Here is a 17,834-nt window from a genome sequence, read left to right as displayed (position 1 = left end):
GAACTCAATCTGTACGAGTGCCCACACAGATGATTGCTTTATATTGTTAAAGAACGTTGCGATTATAAAGTTGAACTTTATCTCGCTAGGGCTGCGCATATTACGCTTTCCTATTTTTTTGTCAATACTTAAATTTAAACTTTCTAAAAAGATTCACTCTAAGTTTTACTTAACACCCTGAGTTGTTCGTGCCTCGCTATGCGTTGCTGTTTCCCGTCTCAGTGGGGTCGCATTATAGGGAGCGGCGGATTTTACGCAAGCGTTATTTGCATAAAATAGTAATTAAAATTAAGCCCCAAGCAAGCACACACGATAAGCACAAGTTACTCACAAAACCCTGTTGATAACTCTTCTTTTTACATAGCTAAACCATACTAAAGCTATTAATTAAAACCTTAAAAATGCAAAAAGCACCTTATGTAGGTACTTCTTAAAAGTAATAGTTATTAGAATCTAGGGTCTGTTTATCTTTCAAGGTTAAATTTGCAGCAGCCTGTTTGGTATTCAGGCAAGGCAGAGCCTATGTAGTGTGGTTACTCCCCATAAATAGGCGATAACGTAGCATTAATGCCAAACAGGCGCTGCCCAAAGGGTTCTTCCTAGGGGCTATTTACTCTTTGTTACTCGGTTTTTACTTAGCCCACTAGGTTACAAATCTCGCGCCGCGATTAAACACCCCCTAGTTTGAACAAATTTTAATCCGCAAAGAGCAACAGACCCTAGTATAAAATACTATATAACTTGCGACGATACTTAGCTGCGAGTGCGTCGCCATCAGGTAAAGAGGCAATAATGGCTAAAAAGCTTGGTTTTGCTTCGTTGAAGTTCAGATCTTTTTGTAGAACTGTAAACAGTACATCCAATGCTTCTTCTTTTCTGCCTGCTTCATTAAGTAAAATACTGAGCTCTTCTTTTAATTCTAAGTCATTTGGATACTTTTCTACTTGTTGTTGCTTTTCTTTAATCTCTGGTGAATCTTTTGCCTCAAGCGCGGCTTCGCATTTTGCTTTTATATTATTAAAGTAAGCATCTTGCTCTTGTGCATCTATTGTATTTATAAGCGCTTGCGCTTCATCTACCTTGTGAATTTGAATACATATGTCTGCTAGCACTAACTTGATACGTGCATTACCGCTGTCTATTTCATAAGCTTGCTTTGCATAATTAAATGCAGCATTTAAATCTGACTTTAATAACGCTTGCTTTGCTTGCTCTAATAGTAAGTCTTGTTGCGCAGGTAAATGCTTTGCTAGGGCTTCGCGTATTTGCGCTTCGCTTTGAACACCTGCAAGTAAATCTACTGGTGCGGAGTCTTTTAATAATACAAGCGTAGGCAGTGTTTGCAGACCAACTTGTTGCGCAAGTTGAGAAGCGAGTGCTTGTTCTGCATCGCAATCTAAGTTTGCTACTACTATATAGCTTGCATTTTCTGCTGCTACTTTATCTAAAATTGCAGCCTGTCCGATGCAGTCAGGACTTTGAGGAGAGAAAAAGTTAAGCAACACCAATTTTTGTTGTGATGTTTCACCGAGTACTTGTTGAAGGTTTTGCGCATTAATACTAACTATGTTGCTCATTGAATTGATTGCCATATTCGTCTATTTAGGTTTTTATATGGTGGTGAACATAATAATTACAAGTCATATACCTAAATCACTCGGTATACATATTCAACAATAAGGGAAAATATGAAATTAACTTACCTAAGTGCAATACTTTTATTAGCAAGCCCATTAGTACAAGCAAATGGACTCGATTTGAATTTAAGCAAAGCCATGCCAGCTATTGAAAAGTTTTACCTCGACTTACACCAATCCCCAGAGCTCTCTTATCACGAACAAAAAACAGGTAAAAAGATAGCAGATAGATTAACTCAGCTGGGTTTTAAAGTAACAAGTAATGTAGGTGGCTTTGGTGTAGTTGGTATTTATAAAAATGGTGAGGGGCCGACAGTAATGATCCGCACTGATACTGATGGCTTACCTATTATTGAGCAAACAGGAAAATCCTATGCCTCAAAAGTCAAAGTAATAGACGAGCACGGTGCAAAAGTAGGTGTAATGCACGGCTGTGGCCACGATATCCACATGAGCTCTTTTATTGGAACTGCAGAGCAGTTAATTGCTCATAAAAAACAGTGGCAAGGTACATTAATGATGGTTGCACAGCCTGCAGAAGAAGTAGGTGGGGGTGCTAAAGCGATGTTAAGCGAAGGACTATTTAGTAAATATGCAAAACCTGATCATATAATTGCTTTACATGTAAGCGCTAGCGTCCCCGCTGGTAAGGTATCAATGAAAAATGAATACACGATGGCAAGTGTAGATTCTGTCGATATTACAATTAAAGGTAAAGGTGGTCATGGTGCTTACCCTCATACAACTATAGACCCAGTGGTTATAGCTGCACGCACTGTACTTGCTTTGCAAACAATCACAAGCCGAGAGCTTTCACCGCTTGAGCCTTCTGTGATTACAGTGGGGTCTATTCATGGTGGTTCAAAACATAATGTGATTTCGGATGAAGTAAAACTACAACTCACTCTTAGAAGCTATAACCCCGATGTAAGAAGCGCTCAAATAGCAGCAATAAAACGAATCACCGCAGGTATTGCACAAAGTGCTGGCTTAAATGAATCTAACTACCCTGTAATATATGTACATGAAGATGAATCGATTCCATCTACTTATAATAACCCTGCACAAACAGACATTGTTAGAAACTCTATTGCCAGCGCAATTGGCGATACTAATGTACTTGAAACACAAGCTGTAATGGCGGGTGAAGATTTTGGCCTATACGGGCGCACCGATGAAAATATCCCTATCACCCTCTTTTGGCTAGGAGGCGTAAACCAAGCACAATATGCAGATTCAATAAAAACAGGTGAGGTACTCCCTTCTCTACACTCTAGTAAATTTGCACCAGATTATAAAGTTGCTATTCCTACTGGAATAAAAGCAATGAGTAACGCTGCTGTTGCTTTATTTAATAAGTAACCTGAATTCTGGATAATAAATCTATCTCAAACAGAGTTCAGGTTGAGTAATATCGTTTAATAAAAAAGCTCTGTTGCTAACTAGCAACAGAGCTTTTTTTATAACTCGACTTTTTAAAGGTCGCTTTTCCACCTCGTTTAGCAAAACGTTTTTTAGGTGAGGTTTTTGGTAACTTCGCAAATGCATTGCTATCGCAGTTTGCTGCTAATTGAACAAACCCATTTAGGTCAGCAAGTAAAGGCTGTAAAAATTGCTGATAACTCATTGCCTGCTGTGCAATATCACCTAAGCTCGACTCCCACTTTGCGGTTAAATCAGGACTCGCTAAACCTTGTGGTAATACGCTAATAAGAGCAAGTCCCGTTTCGGTCGCTCTAATTGACTTACCTTCACGTTTTAAAAAACGCCGCTTAAATAGCAACTCGATTATTCCCGCACGTGTTGCCTCCGTACCTAAACCATCAGTGTCTTTTAATACTTTTTTAATTTGTGGATCTTTAACATAACGGCTAATGCCCGTCATCGCAGCCAACAATGTGGCATCGGTAAAATAAGCAGGGGGTGATGTATGCTTTTCGACTACTTCGCCTTTATCGCAAAAAAGAGGCATACCTTTTGTTAAAGGAGGTAGCGAGGCTTCATCTTTTAATTCAGATTTACCCATTAACACCTTAAAACCCAAGCTTACATCTTGCTTTGCATTTGCCTTAAAAAGCCCACCAGCAATAATTACCTCAGCTTTAGTTTCGTTATATATATAGTCGGGATAAAACTGAATTAAGTAATGACGGCTTATTAATTGATATACCTTTGCTTCGTCACCGCTCAAACTCGCTGACTTTAACTGCTTAGCCGTAGGCACAATGGCATGATGGGCAGCTACTTTTGAATCGTTAAAACATTTACTATGCTTTTTTACATCAGCCCCGTTTACTAATTCACTGCTTTGCCCCCCATTTGCACTTATTGCCTTTAAAATAGCAGATGCTTCTTGATGGTGATCTTTGGGTAAATAACGATTATCTGAGCGTGGGTAAGTAATTAGTTTATGACGTTCGTAAAGTATTTGGCAAATATCCAATACTTTTTGAGCTGGCATACCAAATGCTTTAGCGGCATCTATTTGCAGAGCAGATAAATTATAAGGTAATGGAGCACTTTGCTTTTTTTGTTTTTGGTCGAGTGAAATAAGCTCAGCACTTTGCCTTGTAATACGTGAAGCAACATTTTCTGCAAGAGCTTTGTTAAGTATTCGCCCTTCTTCATCTTGATGTGGCTCACATGCTTTGCTTGGAACCCACTTAGCTATGAATGGTTGATTATCAGGAGTAAGCAAATGCGCCAATACATCGTAAAAAGGCTTAGATACAAAGTTCGCTATTTCGTTATCTCTATTAACAACAAGACCTAAAATAGGGGTTTGCACTCGCCCTACCGAAAGCACATTACCAAACCCTGCTTTTTGCCCAGCTAGTGTGTATGCACGTGTTAAATTCATACCAAATAGCCAATCAGCACGAGAGCGCGCTAAAGCAGATACACTTAACGGAATAAAATCTCGATTAGAACGCATTGTGCCCAATGATTTCTTTACCGCCGATAAGTTTAAATCACTAATGAGTAAACGTTGCGTACTCTGCTTTTTAGCCTGACTTATTTTAGCTTCTTCTATTACTTGGTCGACCAGAAGCTGGCCTTCACGGTCTGGATCGCCAGCGTGAATAAGTTGCGAGGCCTGTTTAATTAATTTTTTTAAAACAGTGAGCTGTTTGCGAGTTTTGGTTTTGGCTTTTAACTTCCACTGTTCAGGTATTATAGGTAAGTGTTCAAACTGCCATTTTTTAAAGCGCTCATCATAGTCATCGGGTTCTGCTTGTTCTAGCAAATGCCCAATACACCACGATACACAATCGCCATTAGCGACTTCTATATAACCATCATGTTTTTTATGTGGTTTTGGTAAGGCATCAGCAATTGCTCTGCCTAGTGATGGTTTTTCTGCAATGTAGAGTTTCATGGGAGTCGCTCACTCACTGTCTATATAAACAGTAGTTTAGCACAGCTATTTTGAAGGTGGGGAGTTTTCTATTTTTGACTTTACACTACCTTGCTTAGTGAAAAGGATAATTAAAGGTAAATAGCATACAACCACCGTGGCAATATTGATAAATGGCATTAGGGTCTGATAAATAACGGTACTGTAAGCTAAATCCCACAAATGGCGGTCAACTAATCGGAATAGTTGTAATATAGGTGCGCCAATAACAACTAGTTGCCCAATAACACATTGCCATAAATAAACTTTATCCTTTATACCCCAGTAAGCTATAAGTGCCATCCAAATAATATCTGTGATCGCCCAAACTAAATAACGATAAATATAAATGTCATCAAACGCTCGTAGGCTTGAAGCAGTTAGGTTACCAAAGAGGAAAAAAGCTGCGGTAAGTAATACAAATCGAAAGGCTAGGCGATCTTTAAATACAAAAAATATAAAAATAGCCGGACTTAGCATTAAAACCCAGCTTTTGCTTAAAATACTAACAATATATAAAAACCATTCAGGCAAAATACTCTGCCCTATTTTGTTTTTTTATCGTCATCAGTACCATCACCATTACCCGGCATGTCGCAATATTTATTGATTATTTTCACAGGCACTCCATTACATATGTTAAGGAAATGTACTGTAAGCTAAAATGACGAAATTGCCAAGATACTTAAGGCAATTAAGTACCTTAAATCAAAACAAACATAGTGAAATATAACACAAGCAATAACTTAGCGCACATCAATAGGAGTAGACTCTTTAGCCTTACCTTGCAGGATTGATATTTCTACTCGACGGTTTCTTCGGCGATCTTCATTTGAATCGTTTGGAACAAGTGGACGAGTATCAGCTCGCCCCACTACCATCATGCGGTTTTTATCAAACCCTTGCACCGTTTGCAGCTCGCTTGCTACAGCTACAGCTCGCTTTGACGATAAGTCCCAATTATTAATATATAGCTCATTCGATACCTGAAAATCGTCGGTATGGCCAGATACAGTTATTTCGCCAGGTACATCTTTTAACAGTACACCAATATCTTGAATTATGGGTTTAAACTTAGGTTGTAAAAATGCACTACCCGAAGGAAATGAACCATTCTCTCTAATACGAATAATTATTTGCTGCCCTAAAGATTCAAGCTCAATTGCACCATCTATTATTTGCTTTTCAAGCTGCTGCGCGATTTTTTTAACGAGCTCGTTAGTTTGTTCCTGATCGGCCGCTGAAGTTGCTTGCTCTGACGATTGCTCTTGAGAAGTACTACGAGATTCGCCACCACGTTTATCCCCGCGTTGTTCTTGCCTGCCGCCAGCTGAGCTTTCATCTCCAGCCTGAAACTCTAACATTTGTTGAGTCATTTCGACTGTCTGCTGCTGAATGGTTTCTATTGGGGTTGGCTCTGGTTTGCCTGGGGTAAACTCCATAGCAATAACAGAGGTACCTTTAGGGATATCTTTTACTTCAATTTTATTCTGCACACCAAAAGCAAACTTCATAGAGCCCGCAATTTGTTTAAACTTAAGTACATCCATTTCTGAAAACGCAAGCAAGAGTACAAAAAAGCACATTAACAGTGACATTAAATCGGCAAACGTTCCCATCCATGCTGGTAGGCCTGGTGGTGGGCATTTGCACTCTTGATCAGACATAATTACTCCTCGGTATCTACTTTGCGTTTAGATTCAGCTAAGTAATTTTTCAAAATACCTTCGATAACTTTTGGATTTTGGCCATCTTGTATACCTAAAATAGCATCTAAAATTAAACGCTGATTCATAGCTTCTTCGTCTTTACGCAGTTCAAGTTTTACCTGAATAGGAATTGCCACAACATTGGCTAAAAACGCACCATATAAAGTTGTTAAAAGCGCTACCGCCATTGCCGGGCCAATTGCTTTTGGGTCATCCATGTTAGATAACATTGCAACTAAGCCAATTAGAGTACCAATCATTCCCATTGCTGGTGCAATATCGGCTAATGACTTAAATAAGCCTGCACCCATTTCATGTCGAGTAGTGGTTAAAGAGATGTCTTTTTGAAGTGTGGCGCGAACAACATCTGCGTCATGGCCATCAACAAGCATGTCGACGCCTTTGCGCATAAATGGATTTGGGATTTCAGCTTCTTCGAGTGCTAAAAAGCCCCCTTTACGAGCTGAATCAGCAAGTTCTACTGCTTTTTCAATAAGTTCTTCTGGCGTTTCAATTTTAAACATAAACGCTTTAGCAACAACTTTACCTATACCCAAAAACTGCGACATGGTGAAATTTGATAAAACAATGAAAAGTGAACCACCAAATACAATTACACTAGAAGGAGCATCGGCAAACATAGCCATTTCACCGCTACTACTCATAAACATAGACATGACAATTAAGCCAATTGCGCCTAGGATCCCGATTATGGTTGCTAAATCCACATTTCCTCCAGAAGTTTCATGCTTAATGGCCTTATCATAAACTTTTATTATTAACTGCTTATCGGCAACATATTGAATTGCTTAAGCCATTTTTATAAATAAACATAAAAAGCAGCCTTTAGCACTATTTTAGATCAAGTTATAAGGGCTACCTAATTATCAATTGATTTATTAAACTAACAGACCGCTATTAAGGCTTTATTAATACACTTGAAATATAATTTAACGTTATAAAGGTAAAAAACCAATATCATCCTTTGACCTAGTTTAGCATTCCCCCTAAAATTGACCCCTAAATTTATTATGTAAGCTGAAATAAAGATGGCGACTAAAAAACCTGAAAACTTAAGTTTCGAACAAGCACTAGAAGAATTATCTACAATCGTTAGTGACATGGAACAAGGTGACTTATCGCTTGAGCAATCGTTAAAGCAATTTGAGCGTGGAATTGCATTAGCAAGTGCTTCATCAGGTAAATTACAGCAAGCAGAACAAAAAGTATCAATTTTGATGGGGAATGGCGAAAAGTCAGTTCTTACGAATTTTGATAATGATATGGAATTGCTGTGAGCATAAATAATTATATCGAACGTGCTCAAAAAGATGTAGTAGCGACCTTACAACAGCATTTTAAACAGCCTCTCGATACTGAAGAAACAGTCAAGAACGCCACCCAGTATGGATTATTTAATGGCGGTAAAAGATTACGTCCATTTTTAGTTTATGCCACAGGTAAAATGCTCGGTGCAAACCAGCAAGACTTACATGTACTTGCAGCTGCAATTGAGTGTATCCATAGCTATTCGCTAGTTCATGATGATTTGCCCGCTATGGACGATGACGACTTACGCCGTGGCCGCCCTACTTGCCATATAGAATTTGGCGAGGCAAATGCAATTTTAGCCGGTGATGCCCTACAAACACTCGCCTTTGAGCTTATTGCGAATCACAAATTTACATGCTCGTCGCAAACACAAGTAAAAATGATTGCTACGCTTGCCAACGCATCAGGCCTTGAGGGCATGGTAGGCGGACAAGGTCTTGACATAGCAGCAACAGATAAAGTAATTACCGTACAAGAGCTTGAGCGAATACATAAGCTAAAAACCGGAGCTTTAATTAATTGTGCAATTACACTTGGTGCACTGTGCAGTGAAAAGGCAGATCAACAAACCTTAGAAAATTTAAGCATTTTTGGGTATGCTATAGGGCTGGCGTTTCAAGTACACGACGACATTTTAGATGTTGAAGGCGATACGGTTACTTTAGGTAAACCACAAGGCTCCGATATTGCCGCGAATAAAGCGACATATCCGGCGTTATTAGGTATGCTAGGCGCTAAAGAAAAGGCACAAAATTTAATACAACAAGCCCATGAAGCGTTGGCAAATATAGATGCTGACACAACACTTCTTGCGTCGCTAGCAAATTACCTAATTGAGCGTGACCACTAATTTTTGCTCATACGTATTGCAATTAGCACTGACATTATTACTCAACATTAATTATTCGTAAAAGCTTTGAATGAATTAATGTTAGCGAAGGATATATATAAAACCATGACACTTGATAGTAGCAAGTATCCATTACTTAATTTGGTTGACGAGCCAGCCCAATTGCGTGACTTAGCGCAAGACAAACTCCCTGCATTTAGCAATGAGCTGCGCGATTATTTACTCAACTCAGTATCGCAAAGTAGCGGTCATCTAGCGTCTGGTTTAGGGACGGTTGAACTAACCGTTGCGCTACATTATGTTTATAACACTCCAGACGATCGCCTAGTTTGGGATGTGGGTCACCAAGCTTATCCACATAAAATCCTTACAGGTCGTCGCGACCAAATGCACACTATTCGCCAAAAAGACGGTTTGCACCCTTTTCCTTTTCGCGATGAAAGCCAATACGATACGTTTAGCGTAGGTCATTCAAGCACCTCTATTTCAGCTGCCTTAGGTATGTCTATTGCCGCCCAAAAAGAAGGCAAAGGTCGAAAATCTGTAGCCATTATTGGTGACGGAGCTATCACCGCAGGCATGGCATTTGAAGCGATGAATCATTTAGGCGATGTAAAATCAGACATGCTTATTATTTTAAATGATAACGAAATGTCGATTTCAGAAAATGTTGGCGCACTTACTAATCACTTTGCCCGAATTTTATCAGGTAGCTTTTATACTAACATTCGTGAAGGCAGTAAAAAGTTACTCTCAGGTGTGCCTCCGGTAAAGCAACTTGCCAGTAAAATGGAAGAGCACATTAAGGGCATGATGATCCCGGGGACCTTCTTTGAAGAATTAGGCCTAAATTACATAGGCCCAATTGATGGTCACGATGTAAACATGCTTGTAGATACATTGCGTAATATGCGTAATTTAAAAGGCCCACAGCTTTTACATATAAAAACGCAAAAAGGTAAGGGCTACAAACCGGCTGAAGCCGATCCTATTGGCTACCATGGTGTACCAAAATTCGATCCGAGCACAACTAGCCTGCCTAAATCTAAACCTAGCGCTGCTACTTTTTCAAAAGTTTTCGGCGATTGGTTATGCGACATGGCAAAGCAAGACAGCAAGTTAATGGCTATTACGCCAGCAATGCGCGAAGGCTCTGGCATGGTACGTTTTTCTAAAGAGTTTCCAGATCAATACTTTGATGTGGCCATTGCAGAGCAGCATGCTGTTACTTTAGCAGCTGGTTTTGCTTGTGAAGGTTTAAAACCTGTTGTTGCTATTTACTCGAGCTTTTTACAACGTGCGTATGACCAATTAATACATGATGTTGCACTGCAAAACTTACCTGTATTATTTGCCATTGACCGCGCTGGTATTGTTGGAGCCGATGGTGAAACTCACCAAGGTGCGTACGATTTAAGCTTTATGCGCTGTATTCCAAATATGGTAATTATGGCACCAAGCGACACCAACGAATGCCGCCAAATGCTATACACCGGTTATAAAGAAAACTGCCCTGTTGCAGTTCGTTACCCTCGAGGTAGCGCAGGTACTGCAGACATTGAAAGCACTATGCAACTGCTTGAAATAGGTAAGGCAGATACAATTAAGAAAGGCAGTAAAATTGCCATTTTATCGTTCGGTACATTACTTGAAAACGCCCAGCTTGCAGCTAACGAATTAGATGCAACGCTTGTTAATATGCGTTTTATTAAACCACTTGATACTGCACTTTTAAATGAGCTTGCTACTAGCCACGATACCTTTGTTACGCTTGAAGATAACGCGATTGCTGGCGGTGCCGGCTCTGCAGTTAATGAATACTTGGCAACGCAAAAAGCTGATATTAATATCCTTAACTTAGGTATTCCTGATGAGTTTATTAAACACGGCACGCAAGATGAAATGCACGATGAAATGGGATTAGGCGAGCAAGGAATATTAAACGCTATTAAGGCGTTTATCGCTTAAGCTATTTACTTAGTCTATTAAAAAGGAGCCTCAAGGCTCCTTTTTTTGTTTTTAATTTTAACTTTTTTGCATCCAGTTTCATTTTATAGCCGTTATTGATATGAGGTTAACATGTAAATAATCGGTGCCGCTTAGTCTATGCCTTATGAGCAAGCGCGTTATTTACCTACATTTGATGGAATATTTAAAAGGTAAAAATGATGAATAAAGCTAATTTAACAACTCATTCAACACAAAAAAACACACTTAAACACACGCTTAGTTTTTCAGCTTTAACACTTGCAGTATTAATCGGCATTACAGGCTGTAGCTCAGACGATGGTGAAAACGGCGTAGATGGTATTGCAGGCACCGATGGACAAAACGGTACCGACGGTACAAATGGCAACCCTGGTTTTGCATCAGCCACATTAATTTTGGCAAACAATGGCGAGAGCAATACAGGCACTATCGATTTAATTAACCAAAACGCCTCTAAACTAAAAACCTTTAATACAACAGCTAACGAAGGCGTTGCATTTGATAGCTTAGGTAATTTATTGCAAGCAAGCGACAGCGAAAATGGCAGTATTAAAACTATTTGCCAGCTTGCAAATCGTAGTGACGGCGCAACCTATACAGCTAATACAGATCGCGAAATAACAGGTACTAACACAACACTGGTAAACCCTAAAGGAATAGCTGTAGCACAAAAGAGTGGCCTTGTTTTTATTGCTGACTTTGGCGCTATGCAAGTAACGACTTTTGGCGCTACAGCCGCGGGCGATGCAGCGCCTTTAGGCACAACTATTACAGAAGCGGCGCCGTGGGATGTTGATTATGATGAATCTAACGACCGCCTTTATGTAGCACTAACAAATGGTGATGTAGCCGTTTATGATAATTTTGTTGGTGGTGAATTTGCCGCAATGCCAAGCCGCACAATTACTCCAAGTAATAATGATGGCACGCAAATATCTGTAAATATTCACGGCATTGTTTATGACTCAAATACTAATAAACTTGTTTTGTCTGATGTAGGCAGTGCCTCAGACGCAACCGATGGTTCGTTATTTGTAATTAATAATGCTTCAACTGCAGAGGGCTTAGTAAGCGTTGCACGAAGTATTGCCGGTCCAGCAACAATGCTTGGTAACCCAGTTGATATTAGCCTTGAAGGTAGTGACTTACGTGTAGCTGAAAAATCAAATGATGCTGTTCTTGTGTTCAGCAATATATTTTCAGGTGAGAGCGGCGATATCACTCCTGATTTAGTTACCTCAACAATTAAACCTGAGTCAATTACTAAACTGGGTATACAAAATGAGATGGCTGATATTTCAGATAGTGATACCGCTAATATGGCGCTGCTAGGTGTTGCTGTAAGTAGTAATCCGGGCACTGCAGGTGAAACAACTGGGCAAATTAGTCGATTAAGTTCACAACTTAACACAGAAATTGGCAACTATAATGCAAGTCAAACTATCGAAAGTGTAACTTTTGATAAAGCGGGTAATAGTTATACAACGTTCGATAACAGTACAACCTCAATTGGCGGTATTGTTATTTCAAATAAAGTGGCAATAAACAGAGATGGGCAAACTTATAATACGAACCAAGACAGCATTATTACTGGTTCGAATACAGGCCTTATATCTCCTAAAGGTCTTGATGTGGCTTCTGATAGCGGTATGATTTTAGTTGCAGAAAATAATGCAGATACTCCAAGCATTTCAATATTTTCAACTTGCACCACAGGGGATGCAAGCCCATTAATGACGCTTACGTTTGCAAACGATGCTCGCCCTTGGGATGTTGATTACGATGCAAACACTGATCGAGCTTTTGTAGCACTAACAAATGGAACCGTTGCTGTATTTGACGAAGTTAAAAGCAAACTAATGGCTGGTAGTACTAATATTGCAGTTGAGGATAGGCTTATAACGCCAGCAAATGCAGGTACAGCAGTAGCAGCACCAAGCAACATGCACGGCATCGACTACGACTCGCTAAGTGGCTCGCTAATACTCTCTGATGTTGGTAGCGCAGCAGTTGCTGACGATGGCAAAATATACGTATTGAATAACGTAGCAACTGCATCGGGCTTGGTAAACATAAGTACCACTATTAGCGGTCCAAATACCCTACTGGGTAACCCTGTTGATATTATGTATACCGGAACAGATTTATACGTAGCTGAGAAGTCAAATAATGTGGTTATGCGATTTAATAATATTTTAAGCAGTGCAGGCGGTGATATAAGCGCCGATACCAGTACGGCATTTACAGCCCCTGAGTCGATTGCAATATTACCAGCTTGGCTTAACAAATAGAGTTAACCTCACCATGCCTGACCAATAACCTTGGTCGGGCATTATCGCATCCACACTTTTATATCTGCCAAGCCATTACTTTGTAAAATACCTAATTGCTGATCAACATTAGAGTTTTGTTCAAACTCAAATGCATCGAGCTGATCATCAAACGTAATATTAGCCACACCATCACCACCGCGCTTTTTAACTTGATGCAGTGCTATATCTGCTAAGTTAATAGAGGTTTCCCAGCTAATTACCTGTCCGCCTAGTAAAGGTAATGGATAAAATGACCAACCAATTGATGCCGTGATATTAGTTGTTTTTCCATTTGGTAATTGGAACGAATTAGCCGCTATTACTTTACAAAGTTCTGAGGCATAGCTATCTATTTTATTGCATTTAAAGTCACGTAATAATAATAAAAACTCATCACCACTCCAACGTGCCACATAGTCAGAGCCCTGCGTACGCGAATTTAACAATGCAGCCATTTGCTGTAAGCAGCTATCACCTGCAATTGGGCCATACGCATCGTTAATACGGCTGAAGTTATCAAAGTTAATAATTACCAGCACCAGTGACTTACCTTGTGCCTGCAGCGACTGTGAATTACGTTGAAAGTGCTCAATATCTTTAGGGAGTTGATCAAACAAAAAGCGGCGGCTACGTAGCCCTGTTAGCTCATCTGAGTGACTCACTAATTTAAGCTGTGAATTCACTTGGCCTAATTTATCATTAGCTTGGCGAAGCTCTAAGGTACGCTCAGTGATTAAGCCCTCTAATGCTTCTTGCTTTCTGCGTTCTTGTGCTCTAAACACCCAAAAAATGAGATAAAAAAGCAAAATAAAACCACTGGTAATTAAAAGCCTAAAGTAAATTGTTTCGTCAAAGCGCTCAGGCACTACAAAACCGTATTCTACATCTTGCGCTTTAGCCCAGTCTTCACCTTGGCGCTTAGCTTCTAATTGAAACAAAAACGAGCCAGGAGGCAAGTTAGTATAAATAGCTTCACGTCGCGTATTTGCATAGCGCCAGTCACTATCTAAGCCACTTAGTTTATATCTAAATTCAATGCTGTTTGGTGCATAGTAATCAATAGCTGTGTAAGTTAGCGTTATATCACGCTCGTCTGTTTCTAATGATGGTTTTTTACCAAGCGCAGCGGTAGTTAAATGACGAAGTGGCGTTGTTATTGTCTCTATTGTTGGCTTTAATGCAAGCACACCAAATAGCTCTACATTTTTAGGTATTTCAACAACACCTTGTAAGCTTGGGTACCAAATAGAATTTCCGGTGTCTGCTACCGCATCATGCCCAAGTCCACTACAACATTGATTCGCTTTACCATCAAGTTGACGGTCAAAAGATGAAATTACTTCTTCAACTTTTAAGCTTTTTATTTCTGTTTTAAATTGCTCTACAGGCATTCTGTAAACACCTTTCATGGTGCTTACCCAAACATGCTTTAACTTTTCATCATATTCTAGGCTAAATATAGAACCATACGGTAAACCATTAGCTGCATCGAGCTGACGCCATTGCCCTTGCGTACTTCTGTAAAAAAGCCCATCGTTAAGAGAGCCTATTAAAATACCCACGCCATCTATATGTAGCACGCTAGTTACGTATGCGCTTTCAAGTGTTGTTTGGTCGCCAATTTTTTCAATGCCACGGTCTGTAAAGTAATATGCGCCCTTACTAGTACCAATCACACCAAAGTTTGTTTTATCTAATACGTAGGTAATAAACTTACTACCTAAAAAAGCGTTATAGGCAAAAGGCGTTAAACCAGCATAATTTAATCGATATAAACCGCGTCCGGTACCAATCCAAAAGCCGCCTTTACTAGAGCGACTTATTGCAAATACCGGATTATCGCGAAGTGCTCGACCAGGGACGGTGTAAAGTGTCTTGTTTTCAAAAACAAATAAGCCGCGCCCTGTGGCTATATATAATCGCTCACCATCAAATTGTAGATCGTGTACTGATGCGTATCCATATTTACTACTTGGGACTAAATTAATAAAACTTTTATCTAAATCGAAATAACCAATGCCGCTTTTATTCGCAACCCACAGTTTACCATCGGGTGCTTGGCTAATAGCCATAACAGATTCGGTCATATTTGAAACTGCTGAATGCCTTTCGACTCGCCCTTCATGAGCAAGCCACAAGCCTTCACTAAAGCTTGCTAACCAAACGTTATTTTTATCATCTCTAAAAATATCAGCAAACCATATACTTTGATCGAGTTGGCTAGGCTCTACCCATTGCCACTCACCGGTTTTATCTCTGAATAATAAGCGTCCATAGGTCGAAACCCACAAGCCACCATCGGTATCACTCATAAACTTATAAACGGCTGAGTTATTTGCATTAGGTAGAGGAAAAGGTCTTAGCTCGTCATCTAAATCTAAAAAGTATGCACCTAGCTCAGAAGCTATATACAAATTACCATTTAAAAATGATAAATCGTGCACTATGGTTTGCGCTAGGCGCTCTGGTAAAGATATTTTTGCGGTAAGCTCTAAACGTAGTTTAGAAAAATCTGATGAGTTTTTTGTAAGGCGTAATAAATGACGATCATTAACCAGCCAAATGCCTTCAGGAGAGAGTGCCATTTGGCTAACAGAGCCAACTATTTGTGTGATCACAGTAGCATTAACAATAGGTAGAGGACCATTTACTTCAGTGCGTAAATCAACTTGCCCTCTATCTACATAGTATAAGCCGTTGGCCGCAATCCATATGCTACCTTTAGAGTCCTCAAGAATATCCCTTACTGGACCTTTAATATTAAATTCTTGTGCTGCAAATGTGGCTGGGTTAATAACTACCAAACCACTTTTAGTGCCTACCCATAACAAACCACTAGAATCGACTAAAAGCTTATTAACACCATTACTAGGCAAGAATGGACTATTTTGCGTGTTGTAATTTGTAAATGTTGTACCATCAAAACGGCTTAAACCAAATTGCGTACCAAGCCACATATAGCCTTGCTGATCTTGCACAACACTTTTAAGTGATTGCGACGGTAGGCCATCTTTTATATTCCATTGCTTAACTACGTAATCAGTAATTGAAGCCCAACTTGGCGTCGCGCACAACATAAGTACACAAACCAGTAAAAATCGCATCATATTGCTGCCACCTAGTTAAACAAATCAAATATAAAAATTAAAAGGGCAGTAAACCCACTTTTATTAACGCTTGTAAACATATAAGCGAAAAAATACCCGCAAGTATATCGTCGGCCATTATACCTAAACCGCCATGTACTCGTTTGTCTAGCATACGGATTGGGCCGGGTTTTGCTATATCAAAAAAGCGAAATAACAAAAAACCTACGAGTAATGTTTGCCAGTTAAGTGCTGCGCCAATCATAGTGATGTAATAACCCGCCACTTCATCCCATACAATAGCAGGATGATCGTGCACGCCTAAATCATCAGCCGTTTTACCGCACGCCCATATACCAAATATACTGATCACAACGGCAAATACAATTTGCAGCCATAACGGATAATACATGGTCATAAAAATGAATGGCAAGGCAGCAAATGTACCAAATGTACCGGGCGCTTTAGGGGCAAGCCCAGTCCCAAAGCCCAGACCAAAAAACTGATGTGGACGCTTTAAATTAAACTTGCGGTTATTGTTCAAACCAGCTCCTTTGCAAAGTGCTCAAAACCCTGCGGTTCAAAATCAAACTTTTCACCGTTGTGTAAAAGCTCAATTTGGCCATCGCCACTTTTAACTTGGCCAATGCATGTTGCATCTACACCATACTGGCGTAGCTTTATTTCTAACATACTTTTATTGCTATCAGGGACCGTAAAAATTAATTCGTAATCATCACCGTAACTGAGAATGAATGGCAGCTGCTGATTAAAATCAAGGCTTGCTTGCATCGCATCTGAAGTTGGAATACTTTCAATATTCACCACTGCACTTACTTGTGACATATCGAGTATATGACTTAAATCAGCGATTAAGCCGTCCGACACATCGATAGCCGATGATGCAAGGCCTCGTAATACCTGCCCTGCAGCAACACGTGGGGTTGGAAAGTCAAAGCGTTTATTTACGTACTTTAAATGCTCTGGCTCAATACTTATACCTTGTTTGCGAGACTCAATTGCAAGTCCAGCGTCACCTAGCGGACCCGTAACATAAATCCAATCACCCACTTTTGCGCCACTACGACGAAGTGCAGTACCTTCGGGTACAGTCCCTTTCGCACAAATAGTGATGGTTAGTGGGCCCTGAGTTGTATCGCCACCTATAATCTGCACATTAAAATATTCAGCAATTTCATGCATGCCATCAGTAAACTCTTCAATCCACTGTGGGTCAATACTTGGCAAAGTTAACGCAACTGAAACCCAAGTTGGCTCAGCACCCATGGCCGCTAAATCACTTAAATTAACAGCAAGCGCTCTGTGACCTAATGCACGAGGGGAAATATCATCAAAAAAGTGTACGCCAGCAACAAGAGTGTCTGTTGTAACGGCAAGTTGGCAGTTTTGTGGAACGGTTACTAAAGCGCAATCATCCCCTATACCTAGGTTTACATCACGACGGGTGATACCGCGACCTTTAAAGTAGCGGTTAATTAATTCAAATTCCTTCATACACAAA

The 17,834-nt window shown here is 39.9% G+C and carries 13 protein-coding genes; 5 read left to right on the top strand and 8 right to left on the bottom strand.

Features of this window, described 5'->3' with window-relative positions:
* Positions 1–719 precede the first annotated feature (719 nt).
* Positions 720–1,577 carry a tetratricopeptide repeat protein gene (locus tag H5118_RS11755; RefSeq protein ID WP_182715561.1) on the bottom strand — a complete coding sequence of 286 codons (858 nt, stop codon included), beginning with the start codon at positions 1,575–1,577 and terminating at the stop codon, positions 720–722.
* 111 nt (positions 1,578–1,688) lie between these two features.
* Between H5118_RS11755 and H5118_RS11750 the strand changes: the two genes are divergently transcribed.
* Positions 1,689–2,999, top strand: coding sequence for a M20 family metallopeptidase (locus tag H5118_RS11750; RefSeq protein ID WP_149606414.1), 1,311 nt, complete (start codon positions 1,689–1,691; stop codon positions 2,997–2,999).
* 76 nt (positions 3,000–3,075) lie between these two features.
* Here H5118_RS11750 and H5118_RS11745 read toward each other — a convergent pair whose 3' ends face one another.
* The 4 genes from H5118_RS11745 to pomA form a co-directional block, all read right to left on the bottom strand.
* Positions 3,076–5,016: a DNA topoisomerase III gene (locus H5118_RS11745; RefSeq protein ID WP_182737222.1), complete on the bottom strand. Its 1,941-nt coding sequence runs from the start codon at positions 5,014–5,016 to the stop codon at positions 3,076–3,078.
* A gap of 45 nt (positions 5,017–5,061) precedes the next feature.
* On the bottom strand, positions 5,062–5,568 hold the full coding sequence (locus H5118_RS11740; RefSeq protein ID WP_182696310.1) for a hypothetical protein: 507 nt from the start codon (positions 5,566–5,568) through the stop codon (positions 5,062–5,064).
* A gap of 212 nt (positions 5,569–5,780) precedes the next feature.
* Positions 5,781–6,701 carry a flagellar motor protein MotB gene (locus H5118_RS11735; protein ID WP_182748908.1) on the bottom strand — a complete coding sequence of 307 codons (921 nt, stop codon included), beginning with the start codon at positions 6,699–6,701 and terminating at the stop codon, positions 5,781–5,783.
* Positions 6,702–6,703: 2 nt separating this feature from the next.
* Positions 6,704–7,471 (bottom strand): flagellar motor protein PomA, encoded by a 768-nt coding sequence (gene pomA, locus H5118_RS11730; RefSeq protein ID WP_024597197.1) that lies wholly within the window; start codon positions 7,469–7,471, stop codon positions 6,704–6,706.
* A gap of 321 nt (positions 7,472–7,792) precedes the next feature.
* Here pomA and H5118_RS11725 point away from each other — a divergent pair, with 321 nt between their 5' ends.
* The 4 genes from H5118_RS11725 (at position 7,793) to H5118_RS11710 (ending at position 13,205) form a co-directional block, all read left to right on the top strand.
* A complete protein-coding gene (locus H5118_RS11725; RefSeq protein ID WP_182748906.1) occupies positions 7,793–8,041 on the top strand; it encodes an exodeoxyribonuclease VII small subunit in 249 nt (82 codons plus the stop codon).
* Positions 8,038–8,925 carry a (2E,6E)-farnesyl diphosphate synthase gene (ispA, locus tag H5118_RS11720; RefSeq protein WP_024597198.1) on the top strand — a complete coding sequence of 296 codons (888 nt, stop codon included), beginning with the start codon at positions 8,038–8,040 and terminating at the stop codon, positions 8,923–8,925. The genes H5118_RS11725 and ispA overlap by 4 nt, the downstream gene beginning before the upstream one ends.
* Positions 8,926–9,030: 105 nt before the next feature.
* Positions 9,031–10,893: a 1-deoxy-D-xylulose-5-phosphate synthase gene (gene dxs / locus H5118_RS11715; protein WP_024603572.1), complete on the top strand. Its 1,863-nt coding sequence runs from the start codon at positions 9,031–9,033 to the stop codon at positions 10,891–10,893.
* 200 nt (positions 10,894–11,093) lie between these two features.
* A complete protein-coding gene (locus H5118_RS11710) occupies positions 11,094–13,205 on the top strand; it encodes a hypothetical protein (RefSeq protein WP_154903652.1) in 2,112 nt (703 codons plus the stop codon).
* 41 nt (positions 13,206–13,246) lie between these two features.
* Here H5118_RS11710 and H5118_RS11705 read toward each other — a convergent pair whose 3' ends face one another.
* From H5118_RS11705 to thiL, 3 genes are read right to left on the bottom strand one after another with little or no spacing between them, the layout of a single operon-like run.
* Positions 13,247–16,333 carry a ligand-binding sensor domain-containing diguanylate cyclase gene (locus H5118_RS11705; RefSeq protein WP_002961745.1) on the bottom strand — a complete coding sequence of 1,029 codons (3,087 nt, stop codon included), beginning with the start codon at positions 16,331–16,333 and terminating at the stop codon, positions 13,247–13,249.
* Positions 16,334–16,370: 37 nt separating this feature from the next.
* Positions 16,371–16,856 (bottom strand): phosphatidylglycerophosphatase A, encoded by a 486-nt coding sequence (locus H5118_RS11700; protein ID WP_182196916.1) that lies wholly within the window; start codon positions 16,854–16,856, stop codon positions 16,371–16,373.
* Positions 16,853–17,827, bottom strand: coding sequence for a thiamine-phosphate kinase (thiL, locus tag H5118_RS11695; RefSeq protein WP_024596289.1), 975 nt, complete (start codon positions 17,825–17,827; stop codon positions 16,853–16,855). Before thiL ends, H5118_RS11700 begins: the two co-directional genes overlap by 4 nt.
* Positions 17,828–17,834: the final 7 nt, after the last annotated feature.

This window comes from Pseudoalteromonas sp. SR41-1 (assembly GCF_014164015.1).
GTDB classification, from domain to species: domain Bacteria; phylum Pseudomonadota; class Gammaproteobacteria; order Enterobacterales; family Alteromonadaceae; genus Pseudoalteromonas; species Pseudoalteromonas distincta.
The sequence above is the reverse complement of the archived record's forward strand: the minus strand, read 5'-3'. Positions and strand labels throughout refer to the sequence as shown.